Annotated in this window: 16 protein-coding genes; 15 read left to right on the top strand and 1 reads right to left on the bottom strand. The window is 37.9% G+C overall.

Going from position 1 to position 16,353, the window contains the following annotated elements; genetic code table 11:
* Positions 1-15 precede the first annotated feature (15 nt).
* The 14 genes from I858_RS03515 (at position 16) to I858_RS03580 (ending at position 13,463) form a co-directional block, all read left to right on the top strand.
* Positions 16-1,044, top strand: a complete 1,029-nt coding sequence (locus tag I858_RS03515; RefSeq protein WP_049694892.1) for a TRAP transporter substrate-binding protein — start codon at positions 16-18, stop codon at positions 1,042-1,044.
* Positions 1,045-1,159: 115 nt separating this feature from the next.
* The gene (locus I858_RS03520; protein ID WP_049694891.1) at positions 1,160-1,390 is read left to right on the top strand and encodes an SHOCT domain-containing protein; all 231 of its coding nucleotides are present in this window, start codon (positions 1,160-1,162) and stop codon (positions 1,388-1,390) included.
* Between the two features lie 190 nt (positions 1,391-1,580).
* Entirely contained in the window at positions 1,581-2,315 is a 735-nt protein-coding gene (locus tag I858_RS03525; RefSeq protein WP_049694890.1) for a plasmid pRiA4b ORF-3 family protein, read from the top strand.
* A gap of 51 nt (positions 2,316-2,366) precedes the next feature.
* On the top strand, positions 2,367-2,969 hold the full coding sequence (locus I858_RS03530; RefSeq protein ID WP_049694889.1) for a dienelactone hydrolase family protein: 603 nt from the start codon (positions 2,367-2,369) through the stop codon (positions 2,967-2,969).
* A gap of 172 nt (positions 2,970-3,141) precedes the next feature.
* Positions 3,142-3,651 (top strand): YfiT family bacillithiol transferase, encoded by a 510-nt coding sequence (locus tag I858_RS03535; RefSeq protein WP_049694888.1) that lies wholly within the window; start codon positions 3,142-3,144, stop codon positions 3,649-3,651.
* Between the two features lie 288 nt (positions 3,652-3,939).
* Positions 3,940-4,398, top strand: a complete 459-nt coding sequence (gene yiaA / locus I858_RS03540) for an inner membrane protein YiaA (protein WP_049694887.1) — start codon at positions 3,940-3,942, stop codon at positions 4,396-4,398.
* A gap of 562 nt (positions 4,399-4,960) precedes the next feature.
* On the top strand, positions 4,961-5,971 hold the full coding sequence (locus I858_RS03545; protein WP_049694886.1) for an asparaginase: 1,011 nt from the start codon (positions 4,961-4,963) through the stop codon (positions 5,969-5,971).
* Positions 5,972-6,006: 35 nt separating this feature from the next.
* A complete protein-coding gene (locus I858_RS03550) occupies positions 6,007-7,602 on the top strand; it encodes a glutathione ABC transporter substrate-binding protein (protein WP_049694885.1) in 1,596 nt (531 codons plus the stop codon).
* Between the two features lie 65 nt (positions 7,603-7,667).
* Positions 7,668-8,588, top strand: coding sequence for a glutathione ABC transporter permease GsiC (gsiC, locus tag I858_RS03555; RefSeq protein WP_049694884.1), 921 nt, complete (start codon positions 7,668-7,670; stop codon positions 8,586-8,588).
* Between the two features lie 54 nt (positions 8,589-8,642).
* The gene (locus I858_RS03560; RefSeq protein WP_049694922.1) at positions 8,643-9,506 is read left to right on the top strand and encodes an ABC transporter permease subunit; all 864 of its coding nucleotides are present in this window, start codon (positions 8,643-8,645) and stop codon (positions 9,504-9,506) included.
* Between the two features lie 25 nt (positions 9,507-9,531).
* Positions 9,532-10,548, top strand: coding sequence for an ABC transporter ATP-binding protein (locus I858_RS03565; RefSeq protein ID WP_049694883.1), 1,017 nt, complete (start codon positions 9,532-9,534; stop codon positions 10,546-10,548).
* The gene (locus tag I858_RS03570; RefSeq protein WP_049694882.1) at positions 10,514-11,491 is read left to right on the top strand and encodes an ABC transporter ATP-binding protein; all 978 of its coding nucleotides are present in this window, start codon (positions 10,514-10,516) and stop codon (positions 11,489-11,491) included. The genes I858_RS03565 and I858_RS03570 overlap by 35 nt, the downstream gene beginning before the upstream one ends.
* A gap of 4 nt (positions 11,492-11,495) precedes the next feature.
* Positions 11,496-12,488: a hypothetical protein gene (locus I858_RS03575; RefSeq protein WP_049694881.1), complete on the top strand. Its 993-nt coding sequence runs from the start codon at positions 11,496-11,498 to the stop codon at positions 12,486-12,488.
* A gap of 156 nt (positions 12,489-12,644) precedes the next feature.
* Positions 12,645-13,463 (top strand): M55 family metallopeptidase, encoded by an 819-nt coding sequence (locus tag I858_RS03580; RefSeq protein ID WP_049694880.1) that lies wholly within the window; start codon positions 12,645-12,647, stop codon positions 13,461-13,463.
* Positions 13,464-13,563: 100 nt separating this feature from the next.
* On the opposite strand, the gene I858_RS03585 is transcribed toward I858_RS03580, so the two are convergent.
* Complete coding sequence (locus tag I858_RS03585; RefSeq protein WP_049694879.1) at positions 13,564-14,388, bottom strand: STAS domain-containing protein; 825 nt, start codon at positions 14,386-14,388, stop codon at positions 13,564-13,566.
* 648 nt (positions 14,389-15,036) lie between these two features.
* Between I858_RS03585 and I858_RS03590 the strand changes: the two genes are divergently transcribed.
* Positions 15,037-16,236: a M14 family zinc carboxypeptidase gene (locus tag I858_RS03590; RefSeq protein ID WP_420812632.1), complete on the top strand. Its 1,200-nt coding sequence runs from the start codon at positions 15,037-15,039 to the stop codon at positions 16,234-16,236.
* Positions 16,237-16,353 lie beyond the last annotated feature (117 nt).

The raw sequence follows: 16,353 nt of genomic DNA on the forward strand, positions 1-16,353 counted from the left end.
AATAGGAGGGACTCTATGAAAAAAATAGTCGGTTTTGCATTGATTACTCTGCTGTTACTGGTAGTGTCGGCTTGTGGTAGACCCAGTGATCCGTCTTCTGCTTCAACAGAAGAAGATGGTGAAGATGTATATACTATCCGAATCGGTTACTTGGTTCCTGAAGAACATTCTGCTCATATCGAGTCGTTGAATTTTAAAGAAAAGCTGGAAACAGAATCAGATGGACGACTGAAAGTAGAGCTTTATCCGAACGGTCAACTGTACGGATCGGACCGAGAAGCGATTGAAGCTGTGCAGTTAGGAAACTTGGAAATGACTATTCCAGCAGTTGCGCCGTTGTCTTCATTTAATGAGAAATTCTTGGTATTTGATTTGCCGTTTTTGTTTAATGACTACGATGCCGCTTATAAAGCGTTGGACGGAGATTTAGGCCAGGAACTACTGGATAGTCTAGAGCAAAATGATTTAAAAGGACTAGCTTTTGGCGAAAATGGATTTCGACATGTATCTAATAATGAGGGACCAATTGAGTCGCCAGAAGACATGGAAGGGCTGAAGTTACGGACGCTCGAGAACCCACTTCATACGGATACGTTCAAAGCGTTCGGTGCGAATGCTTCTCCGTTTGCTTTCGGAGAATTGTATACGGCTTTGCAACAAGGAACTTACGATGCAATGGAGTGTCCAATTTCACTATACTACACAAATAAGTTCTACGAAGTACAGGATTATTTAACGTTGACTGGGCATGTATATGCAGCAGCCATTTTATTGGCAAATAACGATTTTTATAACAGTTTGCCTGATGATCTTCAAGCGTTGGTGATAGAGGCATCTGAAGAATTCCGTGATGACCAGCGTGAACTTGCTCAACAACAAGATGTAGAGTTTATGGAAAAATTAGAAGCAGAAGGCATGCAAATTAACGATTTAACAGTTGAACAGCGAGATGAGTTTCGTCAAGCAGCACAATCTGTTTACGAAAAATACGAAGATCAAATTGGTAAAGACTTGATTGACCGTGCATTAGCTACAAATGACTAGCTTAATGCCTTTAAAGTAGAGCTACCGACAGAGAGCCTCCATACTTTCTGCAAGTCTTTTGCGTATAGTTAACGTGTAGACAGACAGCAGAATTAGAAAAGGGAGGCAGAAAGAAATGATGAGACACGGATCAGGTATGGACTGGGGAATGGGAGGTGGATTTTTGATGTTTTTTTTACTATTAGTTATCGTTGGTGCCATTGTGTACTACGTTATGAAGAACAACAATGCAAATCGTTCTCAGAAAAATACAGGTGACGACGCAATGGAAATCGCTAAGAAGCGCCTGGCAAAAGGTGAAATCACGACAGAAGAATTTGAAGAAATTAAAAAAACACTTTTGTAAACACAAAAAACCACGATCTGAATACAAGAGTTCAGGTTGTGGTTTTTCGATATGGACAAACAGAAGAAATTACAATCTGCGTGATGAGATATGTTAAGTCGCCCTATCAATCATCCAGAAATTGCTAGAACGGTGCAATGCTACTGGCCTGTTACAATTACACACAAACGGAAAGTAAGGTAACCAAAAGATGAAATCATACATTATCCGAATTGAACTAGAACACTCAGATCCACTCGTTTGGCGTAAAGTGGTTATGCCAGCAGGAGCTACGTTTAATATGCTGCATGATATCGTGCAACAGGTCAGCAATTTTCAAAGCGGCTATCCATCAGAAGGCTATCACTTGTTCGAATTTGATTTGACTGAAGACGGAATCCGCGTGACAAATGACGAAGAAGCGTACCAAGAACATCAGCATTTTAAAAAGAATAAAAAAATGTTCGCGGAGCGACTAAAGAATATGGAGCCGAAGCATAAAAAGTATGAAGAGGCTTATCAAGAACGGCTATCGTTAGTTGTGCGAAAACCTTCAAGTATTAAAATGGATGAGTTTTTGGAAAAGCACAGAGAGCTAGTTTATAACTACGATTTTGGAGACGGCTGGCAGTTCCGTATTAAACTAGAGACAATCGTTGATGATTATTATTTCGGTTTCCCAACGCTGCTGGATGGTGCAGAAACGGCACCGCCGGAAGACGTGGGTGGCATTCCTGGATTTTATGAATTCCTACGAATATATAGAGACAAAAAGCACGCGGAGCATAAAGAGATAAAAGACTGGGCAGATAGCCAATATTTTATAGAGTATGATCCGGATGCCACTAACAGCCAACTGAAAAGCCGGATGTATAAAAAGACAGAATGGGATAAAATACATCATGAAAACTATAAGGTGATTGAAGACAAGTATCGGAAAAATTAGGGTTTTGGCGGTTTCATTAGAAAGAAGAATAGACTTGTTAGGAGAGGTAAGTTGATAAAGATACATACAGGCTCAAAAAATCTTATCATTGTACTCCACGAAATTTATGGAGTCAACTTGCATATCAAAGGAGTATGCAGGTCGTTAGCAAAAGAAGGTTTTGATGTTAGTTGTCCGAATCTACTACAGCAGCAAATGACTTTTGAGTATAACCAAGAAGAAGCGGCTTACCGCCATTTTACGGAGAATATAGACTTTGCAGATGTTGCGATCAAAGTCCAGAAAATCGTGTTGGATGCTCAGGACAAATATGAAGAGATTTACATCGTCGGTTTTAGCGTAGGCGCGACGATTGCTTGGCTATGCAGTGAGATAGACTGCATTAAAGGGGTGGTTGGCTACTACGGATCGCGAATTAGAGACCATTTGGAAACAAATCCGCAATGTCCAACTCTCTTGTTTTTTTCGAAACAAGAACAATCTTCCGGTGTGACTGAATCGCTACACCGTTTGAATAAGAAAAATGTGGAAGTGCATCAGTTTAACGCAGAACATGGTTTTAGTGATCCTTATTCGTCAAAACATCATGCACCGTCTCGAGACGACGCCTATAACAAGATGCTCGACTTTCTTCTAAAGCACGGCATTAGTTGATCGTTTTGCATTCATAAATACAGTGGAGTAATTAGTATCGCGGCATAGTGGAAGGCATATGTATACTTGCAGTTGAACCGATAGCCTCTAGGTTTACAAAATCCAGTCCCATTGGTATATTGAGCGTTAATACGATGACTCACAAATCGCACGAAGAAAAGAGGTTGGAAAAATGGATGTGAAATTCCCAATTGGAAAATTACAAGTTCCTGATCACGTAACAGCTGAGCATGTCAAAGAATGGCTTGAAAAAACCGAGACGTATACCACGCGACTCAGAAAAGTGGTTGATTCACTAGACGACGAGCAATTAGCTAAAAAATACAGAGAAGGCAGTTGGACCGTCCGCGAACTTGTGCATCATATTGCAGATTCGCAGTTGAATATGTATCAACGTTTGAAACTGGCTTTGACGGATGACAATCCAACAGTTCCTGCTTTTGATCAAGAAAAGTGGATCGCGCTTCCCGACAATGAGTTACCAGTAGAAAGTTCGGTTCGCATACTAGAAGGACTAAACGAACGCATTGTGGCACTTGGCAAGCAATTATCTGAAGAGCAATGGGCGCGCGTGTTTACACATGCGACAACTGGCGAAATCAGTGTCGCAACAAAACTCGCAAAATTGTCTTGGCACGAAGAACATCATTTGGCACATATCAAAATAGCTTTGGAAAATTGAAATTACCATAAAAGAAATTGAAAAAAGTAAGAAACCGCTGATGGAAGTTATTCCGTTTAGCGGTTTTTGGTTTGGAGAAAAGTCGTGAAATAGAGTTACTCTTTTCCTTTTAAAATTTTGTTCGCAATCCATCGCTATGAAACACACGATATATGGTAAAATAATCTTAATCGTAAATTTTCACAAAATTAAGTTAGTTGAACAAGAATATGGCAATTTAGTCAGTAAGCATAGTTGTTTTTTTGAATGAAATAAAGCTTACATTATACGAAGGTAGGGGCTGTTTGCATGTTAGGGGAAAAAGAAGAAAACACATTCACAAAGAAACCAGTAGAAAAACGCAGGCTCGGAGAACCAACAGGTGCGTTTAAAGGCGCAGCTTGGGGAGCATTGCTAATTGGCGTATCGACGTATTTGCTCGGCTTGTACAATGCGGCGATGGAATTGAACGAAAAAGGATACTACATTACCTTAATGATTCTTGGCTTGTATTCTGCGGTATCACTCCAAAAAGCAGTAAGAGATCGTGATGAAGGGATACGTGTCACTAACTTGTATTACGGCATTAGCTGGTTTGCATTGATCTCAGCGATTGCACTTATGGCAATTGGCTTGTTCAACGCAGGCAGTATCACTTTGAGCGAGAAAGGCTTTTACGGCATCTCGTTTGTCTTGAGTTTGTTCGCTGTTGTCACGGTACAAAAGAACGTCCGGGATACAGAAGAAGCAAATAATATGGAAGAATAATGAATGAGTGTTGCTCATAATATGCTTATAGTAACTGGTCTATTTTGACTTAATGATTACGTTCTAACTAAGAATGATAAAAACAAGAGAGTACATGAGAAATTCCTTTATGAACAATGTGCAAAAAGTTCTAATGTAATTCAATAGTGAAAAGTAAGTAGCCCTAATTTTTGATACTTCATAAAAGAAATATAAAAGGTTAGTAACGTTCTGTAAAAACCGCAATTCGGAGATACTTAAACCCGATTTGCGGTTTTTTTGCTTTTATGAGGAAAAAATTTGAAACCAATATCAATATGTTTTTATTCAAATTAATTTAATGAGGTTTAATGTGTTGTATAGATTATTTAAAAAATCATAACGGATTGTTGAACTGTCTTATTTGTCTTGAAATAGTATATAAAGAGCAAGAAAAGTTGTTATTTTGTTAGTATTAATAGAAATAGAAGTTTCTAAGGTATCAAAAAAACCCGAATTATCTAAATATTTTTAAAAAACTGTTGTAATGAGTTGGATTGTGATATATATTATTAGAAAATACAAACAAAGGGGAATGCTGACTATGGATGCAGAACATCTAGTAGATGTTATTAGAGGAAGGATGGTGGAAAGTGAGCATTGGGGACACATTGCGGTAGTAAATAGCGCTGGCGAACTACTTTATTCTAACGGAAATCCAGATAAAGTAGTATTTGCAAGATCTTCGATGAAACCTTTACAGGCGATTCCTATAGTAGAAACGGGCGCTGCAGATTCTTTTCAGTTAGAACCAGCGGATTTATCGTTGGCATGTGCTTCCCATAACGGAGAAAATCAGCATACAGACCGAGTAAAAGAAATTTTAAGTAAACTGGGTTTAACTACGGATAGTTTGAAATGTGGTACACATCCACCACGTTGGCAAGAAACCTACGAGAAACTGATGCGATCAGGTGCGGAAATCACAGCTGTGTACAATAATTGTTCGGGCAAACATAGTGGAATGCTGGCAACTACTATACATATGGGAGAAAGTGTGGAAGATTATTACAAAACGGATCATCCAGTTCAGCAAAGGATACTCGAAGTCATTAGTGACATTACAGAAACCCCAGTGGAAAATATTGAAATTGGCATTGATGGGTGTGGTGTTCCAGTTCATGGAATTCCACTTAAAAATCTAGCGCTCGGCTTTGCAAAAATGGCCAATCCAACTTCGTTTCCAGCTAAACGAAAAGAAGCTATTGAACGAGTTACTTCTGCCATGATGGAAGTACCAGAAATGGTTGGTGGAACCAATCGTTTTTGTTCAGACTTCATGAGGATTGAAGAAGGTCAAATGTTTGGGAAAGCTGGGGCAGAAGGTGTTTATTGTATTGGAGATCTTAAAAGTGGATTGGGAATAGCCCTTAAAATTGAGGATGGGGCAGGTCGTGCAACTTCTCCTGTCGCGGTTGAAGTTCTACATCAACTAAAACTAATTTCTAAAGAGCAAAATGAACTTCTAAACGAGTATCATTATCCCAATTTAAAAAACGCTAGAGAAGAAATTATCGGGCATTTGCAGCCAGTATTTACACTGAAAAATGCATAATGCATTTTATCATAAAAAATTTAGGGGGAAAAAAGATGAAAAGAAGTTATGCTTTACTTTTGTCGCTAGTTCTACTACTTGTACTTGCTTTAGCAGCTTGTTCAAGTGATTCGAAAGATGAAGCCGATGGTGGAGGAAAAGAGCAAGAGCAAGCAACAAAAGAAGGATCAGACATTGTAGTAGCAGTAGCTAGTACACTTACAAGTATGGATCCGCATGACACGAACGATACATTGTCTGGTTCTGTTCAAAGAACCATTTTCGAAGGACTTCTTGGGTTTGATGAAGAGATGAACGTCGTTCCAATGTTAGCAAAAGAATATTCTGCAAATGATGAAGCAACAGAATTTACGTTCATTTTAAATGAAGGCATTAAATTTCATGACGGAACGCCTTTTAATGCAGAAGCAGTAAAAGTGAACTTTGATCGGTTAGCAGATCCTGATAGTGGTCTGAAAAGACATAGTCTTTATAGTTTAATTGCAAATACAGAAGTTGTTAGCGAATATGAAGTGAAATTTACGTTATCAGAACCATTTGGTGCCATGATCAATACATTTGCACATCCAGCTGGATTGATTCACAGCCCTAAAGCTTTAGAGGAATTTGGTAAAGATGTTGCTACAAATCCGGTAGGAACAGGTCAATTTAAGTTTGTTGAATGGAAACCGGGTGAAGGTTTAGAAGTTACTAAAAATGAAGATTATCGAATAGAAGATCAACCAAAAGTTGATGGTATCACGTTTAAGCCAGTTACAGAGAACGGTTCGAGAATTGCTATGTTGCAAACAGGCGAAGCAGACTTTATTTACCCAGTGCCGACAGAACAAGCGGATAGCATAGACGGAGAAAATGGTATTGAAGTAGATAGTAAGCCTTCTATCGTTGTCCGTTATATGACAATGAATACATTAAAAGAACCGTACGACGATCTTAAAGTACGACAAGCTTTAGACTTAGCTGTTGATAAAGAAGCATTTATCGAAGTTGTGACAAACGGACATGCCAGTGTATTAGATTCGATCATTGCACCTGCTGTTCAATATTATTCGAAACAAGAAACTACAAAACCCGATATTGAAAAAGCGAAGAGCTTATTAAAAGAAGCGGGACTTGAAGATGGTTTTAAAGCTAAGATATGGGGCGCGAACAATTCTAGTGCTATGAAGGCTATGCAGTTTTTGCAACAACAATTTGCACAGATAAATGTTGAAGTCGAAGTGGTTCCAATGGAGGCAGGAACGCTTTCTGATAAAATTTGGTCTGTACAAGATCCAAAAGATGCTGAGATTGAGATGTACTACGGCGGTTGGTCTCCATCCACTGGAGATGCGGATTGGGGAATTCGACCACTTCTAGGAGGAGCAGAAAACTTCCCACCAAAATCTTATAACGTTTCTTACTATGATAATCCAGAAGTAAATGGATTGATCGCAGAAGCATTAGAAACAGCAGATTCAGACAAGCGCGCAGAAGCATACGAAAAAGCTCAAAGTTTATTGTGGGATGACCTTCCATGGATTAGTTTATCAGCAGAAAATACAATTTCTGGTAAGAAAAACTATTTAACAGGCATCTATTTATTGCCTGATGGTTCACTAGATGTTAGGAATCTTGAAATCAAGAAATAAGATATGAATGAAGCGCTATATACATTATATAGCGCTTCTATTTTTAACAAATAGGAGGGATGATTTTGTTTCGTTTTCTTATTAAAAGACTAGTAGAGATTATTCCGATTTTAATAGTTGTCTCCATCCTTATCTTTCTATTCGTACATATGATTCCAGGAGATCCTGCACGTCTTGTTGCAGGTCCGGATGCAACAATAGAAGATGTAGAATTGGTTAGCAAAGAATTAGGTTTGGATAAGCCTTTAGTTGAACAATACATTACATATATGGGGAACCTTTTAAAGGGTGACTTAGGGACGTCTTTAAAAACAAATCGTCCTGTCGCTGAAGAAATTGGAGCTCGGTTTATGCCAACTTTTTGGTTAACACTTTGGAGTATGGTGTGGGCGACAATTGCTGGACTTATAATTGGAGTTATATCAGCCACTAAAAGAAACAAATGGCCCGATTATTTAGGAATGTTTGGAGCTGTTTCAGGTTTGTCATTGCCAGCATTTTGGTTGGGACTCATGCTCATCCAACTTTTCGCAGTAACACTTGGCTGGTTTCCTACTGGAGGGCTCGAATCATGGAAAAGTTATGTCTTACCTGCCTTTACGCTAGGAACTGGCGTTGCAGCAGTAATTGCTCGTTTCACAAGATCAGCATTAATGGATGTTCTGAAAGAGGATTATGTTCGAACTGCTAGATCAAAAGGATTAAAAGAAAAAAATGTTATTTGGGGGCATAGTTTAAGAAACGCTATGATTCCAGTTGTGACCATGACAGGTTTACAATTTGGCTTTTTACTAGGTGGATCTGTAGTTATTGAAACAGTATTCAGTTGGCCTGGTCTCGGAAAGCTATTGATAGACTCTGTTGCTTTTAGAGATTATCCAGTCATTCAAGCTGAAATGCTTATCTTTGCATTAGAATTCATTATTATTAACTTGATTGTGGACTTGCTTTACGGAATATTAAATCCACAAATTAGATATGAGTAAGGAGGGATCTCTGTGACAGAAGTGAAACTATCTAAAAAAGAACAATATATACAAATGTCTTTAGAAAACATTGAAGCTCGCACGCCTTTCTCAGAGTTTTGGAGAAAGTTCAAAAAGCAAAAACTTGCGTTTATATCATTCTTTTTTGTTATTTTTTTAATTGTACTTTCGATCATTGGTCCTTCCATAGTGCCATATGACATTACTGAACCCGATTATGTGAATGTGTTATCAGGACCGTCAGCAGAGCATTGGGCAGGTACAGACGCATTTGGTCGTGACATTTTTAGTCGAGTAATAGCAGGTACACAAATTTCTTTGATTGTTGGATTAAGCTCTGTCCTACTTGGTGCAGTTGGCGGGACATTACTGGGCTTGATTGCAGGATACTACGGAAAATGGGTTGATCGAATAATTATGAGAATCTGTGATATCTTACTTGCTTTTCCAGGAATTCTATTAGCAATTGGAATCATTGCCATTTTGGGTCCAGGTCTTAGTAACGTAGTAATTGCCGTAGCCATATTTGGTGTTCCAGTTTTTGCTCGGATTGTTAGAAGTTCAACTCTGGCAGTAAAATCAACGTTGTATGTTGAAGCTACAACATCAATAGGTGCGAGACCTCTTAGAATTATTTGGAAACATATTTTTCCAGGAACAGTTTCAAGTATTATTGTTTATTTTACGATGCGAATTGGATCAGCTATTTTGACAGCTGCTGCCTTAAGTTTCTTGGGGTTAGGTGCACAACCTCCAACACCTGAATGGGGGGCGATGTTAAGTGGAGGTCGCGATTATTTGAATATTGCACCACACGTCACACTTTTTCCGGGGTTAGCGATATTTATTACTGCACTTGCTTTTAACTTATTGGGTGATGGATTACGTGATGCACTCGATCCAAAGATTAAAGAATAGGAATGCAAAGAAAGGAGGATTTCGCATGGATAACGATTTATTGCTCGAAGTTAAAAACTTAAAAACTCATTTCATCAGCGATTCTGGTACAGTAAAAGCAGTTGATGATGTTTCTTTTAAAATTTCGAAAGGAGAAACCTTGGGGATAGTTGGAGAATCTGGAAGTGGCAAAAGTGTTACTTCTTTATCTATAATGGGGCTGCTAAAAGATACTCCGGGGAAAATTGTTGGTGGAGAAATTTTGTTTGAAGGAACAGATTTAGTTGGAATTAGTGAAAGTGAAATGAGAAAAATACGTGGTAATGACATTGCCATGATTTTTCAAGAACCTATGACTTCGTTAAATCCAGTGTTTAGAATCGGACGACAAATTGAAGAAGCAGTTATTCTTCATACGAAATTATCAAAAAGACACGCCAGAGGTCGTGCGATTGAAATCTTGACTGCAGTCGGTATTTCAAGACCCGCCGAAATTATTCATGATTATCCACATCAGCTTTCTGGAGGAATGCGTCAACGCGTTATGATCGCAATGGCGATGGCCTGTATTCCTAAAATACTAATTGCTGATGAGCCTACAACGGCTTTAGATGTTACGATACAAGCACAAATACTAGATTTAATGAGAAATTTAACAGAGGTATCAGAAACCGCAATTTTATTGATTACCCATGATTTAGGTGTAGTTGCAGAAATGTGTGACCGTGTAGTTGTTATGTACGGGGGGCGAGCGGTAGAAGAAAGTGATGTACATTCTATATTTTCAAATCCCAAACATCCTTATACACAAGGGTTACTTGCTTCAATACCAAAAATGGGGGAGAGAGTAGACCGTTTACCCTCAATTGCGGGCAATGTTCCGATTCCATCGAGAATGCCTGAGGGATGTAAATTCGCCCCGAGATGTCCTTTTGCAATGGATATCTGCTGGGAAGAAGAACCGCTGCTAAAAGAAGTTTCACCAAATCATTCGAGTAGATGTTGGTTACACGAGGAGGTGCCTGAAAATGACTCAGTATTTGTTGGAAGCCCAAAATATTAAAATGCATTTTCCTTTGAAAAAAGGAATATTTAGTAGAAAAGAGAATTTTGTTAAAGCGGTAGATGGAGTTTCTTTTGCTGTCAAAGCTGGTGAAACATTAAGCATTGTAGGAGAAAGTGGTTGTGGGAAATCGACTACCGGTAGAGTGCTGATGAAGTTATTAGATCCAACAGAAGGAAGAATTATCTTTGAGGGAGAAGATATTACTGATTTCTCAGCTGATAAAATTAGACCGTATCGAAAAGAATTTCAAATGATATTTCAAGATCCTTACGCTTCACTTAACCCGCGTTTGACGGTAAAAGAAATTATTGAAGAGCCTTTGATTGTTCATAATTTAGAAAAGTCAAAAAGACAGGAACGCGTAATTGAGTTATTAGAAGTTGTTGGTTTGAATAAGTACCATGCAAATCGATATCCACATGAATTCAGTGGGGGGCAACGACAAAGAATTGGAATTGCGCGAGCGCTAGCGGTAAATCCAAAGCTTATTATCGCAGATGAGCCTGTGTCAGCACTAGATGTCTCGATTCAGTCGCAAATTCTTAATTTATTAAAAGATTTACAAGCAGAGTTTAATTTGACGTATCTATTTATCGCGCATGATTTAAGTGTGGTTGAACATATTTCTGACCGTGTTGCGGTTATGTACTTAGGAAGAATAGTAGAATTAACCGATAGGGATCGATTGTTTAAACATCCACTTCATCCTTATACAAAAGCATTACTGAGTGCAGTTCCAATTCCTGATCCTTCAGCAAAAAAAAATCGAATCGTTCTTACAGGTGATATACCAAGCGCTGCAAATCCACCATCAGGATGTACATTTCACACGCGATGTCCGTTTGCAAAAGATGTGTGTGTAGAAACGACTCCTGAATATAGAGACTATGGGGATAATCACTTTGTTGCTTGTCATTTTGCAGAAGAACTAGAAGGGTAGTTAGATGAGAAAACTCCACATTATCGCAAGTCAAAAAGCTTATTTAAATACGATTTCTTTCCAGTTGCTAGAAATATTTGGTGATAGCATTGCTTTATCTTCGACCACTGTGCAAGATATGACAAAGGATTTAGTGGTAGAAAACGATATCGTCGTTCTTTCTAAAGAAGTATTAATTGGAATCACACGTCCGTTTATACCAAAATCCTGCCCAGTTATACTTGCTAAAAGAGAAGTGAATATTGTTGCCACAAAAAAATTATTAAGTTTGCCTAAAAAACAGCAAATCCTAATTATTAATGACACATCCGAACATGCGGAAGAAACAGTGAATTCTTTAAGGAATATATTCTTTGAACATGAATACAGTGCTTACAATTCTATTAGTTCAATAGAGCCGACTACCGATTGGTTAGTTACACCAGGGGAAATAGAATTGGTTCCTAAAGGGTTTACAAATGTGATTGATATTGGTCCGAGAATCGTAGATTTCAATACGATTTTAGAAATTTCAAGTTATTTAGATATGAATATTAGTCAAACGTCATTAATGAATCGGTTTTTCAAGTCACAATTAGTTGTAGCTGAAAAATACAAAAACAAACAGTATTTAACTACTAGTTTGGATCATAAAGAGCATTCTTATGAACGTGAGCATACAACGCATAACGATGGAGAAACTCAAGTAAAAGATCGTTTTTCGAAAGATATAAGTTTAATGGTAAAAAAAATCGAAGTACATGGATTTTTAGACGAGAGTTTAGCAATCTTAAGAATTTACCGATCAGGAAAGAAAGAACTAAAGTCTTTTGGGCGAACAAAAGTTAAGTCGCGCTTACTAGATATGGGAATTACTTTGACAGATCAACAACTTAGGTTGCGTTTAGAAGTTCTCAATGAACTAGGTTTAGTGAACGTGCATAAAGGTAGAGGCGGTACAAAGCTGTCGGATAAAGGAGAAGTCTTTTTTGATTTTCATCAGTCAACTCATGAGTAAGTAACCAATTAGTATGAAAAATTACATGACTTTATCGAGAAGACTTTTTAATAAGGTGAATAGCAGAATTCTGAATCTGAAACACTTAGTTATAAGAAGCTTTTCGCATAAGTATGCCATCCAGTTTAAAATGCTTTGTACTAGGAGGAACACATATTGAAGGTTTTTATATCTGCAGATATTGAAGGGGTTTCTGGTGTTGTTCACGGAGAACATACGATGCGGGAAGGAAGAGAACATGATTATGCACGAATGTTAATGACAAAAGAAGTGAATGCTTGTGTACTCGGAGCCGTGGAGGCAGGTGCAGATAGGATTGTTGTAAATGACTCTCATGGAACAATGCGCAATATTTACCATGAACAATTACATAAAAAAGCGGAATTGATTTTAGGAACGCCCAAGAAGCTCGCAATGATGGAGGGCATCAGTAGCGATTTCGACGCAGCCTTATTTGTTGGCTACCATACAAAAATGGGGTCAGAAGGAATCTTAAACCACACATTTAACGGAAAAGTGATTAGATCAATTGAATTGAATGGGATAGAGCTTGGAGAATTTGGATTGAATGCTTTGGTTGCCGGACATTTTAATGTGCCTGTTGTTTTTGTATCCGGATGTAATTTAGTGGCAGAAGAAGCAACGGCGTTAGTTCCCTCTATCCACCAAGCGATTGTAAAGCAAACAGTTAATCGAACGACTGCATTAAATACACATCCTGTTTTGGCAAGAGAGCTCATAAAAGAAAATACAAAAACTGCATTAGCAGCTCGTAGTGAAATTAGTCCTTACCGAATTAAACCACCTTACATAGTGAAAATGACTTTTTTAAACACGGGACAAGCAGACGCAGTTGACATATTGCCCTACGTAAAAAAGGGGGGTCCGCTAGAAATATCATTTATTTGTACAGATATATTAGAGTGCTATCAATTAATTCGAAGTTCAATTATGATTGCGGGTTCTATCTCTTGATCGTTTTGTGCTCTTATAGAAGAAATACGAGACATTAACTATCATTCAAAAGAAAACCGCGATGTGGATTTTAAATCCATATCGCGGTTTTTCTATAAGATCAAACGACCAAATGCTCGTTAAGCGCTTGCTGTAAAGTTCCAAATGTTTTCGTCTTTGGATCAAATAACAAACCAAAAGCGACCATTTTACGCACAACGTCTGCACGTAATCCCGTAATGATGGATTTGCAGCCCATCATCGTCGAACTGTCGATAATTTTCATAATGTGAAAAATCACTTCAGGTTCCATGTCGACGATTCCGGACAAGTCCAAAATCAATGTTTGAATGCGAGATACACTGACTTCGGTTAAAACTTTTTCTTCGATAATAGATGCGCGGAAAGCATCGATTGAACCGATCAATGGCAAGATGGACACTGAGGAATTGATTGGAATGATGGGGACAGACAAGTTTTCAACGAGTTCTCTGTTTGCCAAAATCAATGAATCTTTATAAGTTGAATAGCTAATGAAAAACGTATTCAAAAATGTATCGACACGTGTATTGATCCATTTTTCCATAGCAAAAAAGTCGACTGCGTTTTCGTCGTCGGCCAACTGATTGTATCGCTCGAGAAACGTCCAAAGTGTGCGGCGAATCGCTTGGATCCATTCGAGTTTAAATGACAACTCAATCGAATGTGTAGCCCAAGCAATGGCTTCTTGTTCAGCAAATAGTTTCAGTTTTTCTTCATGACCTTCAATGATATACCCCACAACTGTATGGGCATTGGTTACAAGGTCGATGTTGCCAATGGTTAAAATCTCAGTGATTTTATCTTTTACGGTGACAGCTTCGTCCAGTAATTTATCTTGGAACGCTTCTCGGTGTTGTTGAAAAAACGCATTAATTTCTTCTGAATGTTGAACAGCTTCAGTCATGAGATTTTCTCCTTTATCTTTGAATCTATTAAGATCAAACTAGTTTTTTAAGTTAAGTATAGCATCAACAGAATGCCTTTTGTATAGCGGTTTAGAGAGGATAGAGAATTTACTTCTGTATACAAAAATAAAGCAAGAATTTCCATGTTACTGATATGATTAACAATATAATTGGTAAGTTAATAACCTATTGAAAGAAATCACACACCCTATAATAAGTCATCGATAGCAGAAGAAAAGAAGTCAAACAAGCCAAGTGGAAATCACATATGAAGTAACTGAAGACGCGTATATTGAGTTTAATTTATTTATAAAATAGCGGATTCTCTGCTTTTATTGTGCCGAAAAACAGTTTGAGTAAAGTGGATAAAGTTCCCCAGTTTTTATTAGATTAAATCAATAATCAGCATCAAGTAGATTAACTAACCATCTTTGAAAGTATTTCAAACGTGAAGATTATTTTTACTTAAAAACTATTTCGTAGGCCGAATTAAATGGGTACTCATATCTATAAAAAAATGAATAAAACAGTATAAAGTATTTCTATTCAGTACTTAAGAACTGAATATTCAGAATACATTTACTATTAGTGTTCCCTCTGGTATGCTCTTTTTGGAATAGGTTTTATACATAAAAGGGAGTGGATGTGTGTTGACGAAAAAGTGGATGAGTACAGTCGGAGCGTTGAGTTTATGTGCAGCATTGGCAATGCCAGCTTATGCGGTAGAAACCGAATCAAAACCAGCAGAACATCATCATGATAATAGCATTTCTGGATTTATTGACCATCAAGAACTACAAAAGAGTTTGAAAAAAATTGAAGCAACAAGTAAAGGTGTTGTCCAAGTAGATGTGGTTGGACAATCTCATAAAGGATTAGATATTTATACGGCAAGAGTTGGAACAGGAGACAAAGTGCTTCTTGTTCAAAGTGAAATCCATGGAAATGAAAAAACAGGAACGGTTGCCATTCTTAGTTTGTTGAAATCTTTATCAAATAACTCAAAACAAGCAAAAAAAATCAGAGAAGAAGTGACAATTGTCTTTATGCCAATGATGAATCCGGATGCTTCTGAAGGAGATAAACGTCGAAACAGCTTAACATGGAGTGAAGTTGTGGAAGATTATCCTCAATTAAATGACGTAGCTCCATCATGGAACTATTTAGATCGAGGCATTAGTCAAAGTTACGATTATGGTGCAAATCCTGGATTTGATGTGAATCGTGATTTTAATCCAGATTTAAATTATGTACCTGAAGAACAAGACTTCCCGGGAGCTTCAAATAAACCAGGATGGTTCATTACACCAGAAGCTCAAACTTCTCGTGATGTATACAAATCTTTGCAAGATGAGTTCGGCAATGTTGATGTTTTTGTTGATTTGCATCATCAAGGTCTTTATTATGTTGGCGGCACAGCGGATCCTGTCACTTTGTCATTGTCAGCTCAATTTGTTCCAAGTCCTTCTTCTCCAGAAGGGTCTAAGTATGCAGAATACGCGGATAAGTACAATTACGATTTCTCAAGACAGTTGAACTTAGCTGCATACAATGAGCTTCAATCATATGGGAATTCGAAATTTACAAATATCTCACTTTATTCACAAGGGCTTGATCTTCCGGGAACAGCGCTTGGTAGTTATGCATTAAATGGTAGTGGAACAGTATTGTTTGAAGTAAGAGGACAAACGCAAATGATGGGGCAGAAAGAAAAAGGACAATTGGTTAAATCAGTTGAACGCGGACTTTCTGGAATTATTGAAGGTGTCGCTGATGGATCAGTCGAGCAATTAGATCCAGAAGCCTACGAAGACATTCCATTAACTTCTTATAGTCCATCGTTTTAATCGAGCAACGCTTATGTGAATACAACATCAGAAACCGCAACTTGGAATTCTAAATCCAAGTTGCGGTTTTTCTATATGATGAAAACGTGTTTAACAGTACTAATTGACAGGAATAGT

The sequence above is a fragment of the Planococcus versutus genome (assembly GCF_001186155.3).
Taxonomy (GTDB): Bacteria; Bacillota; Bacilli; order Bacillales_A; family Planococcaceae; genus Planococcus; species Planococcus versutus.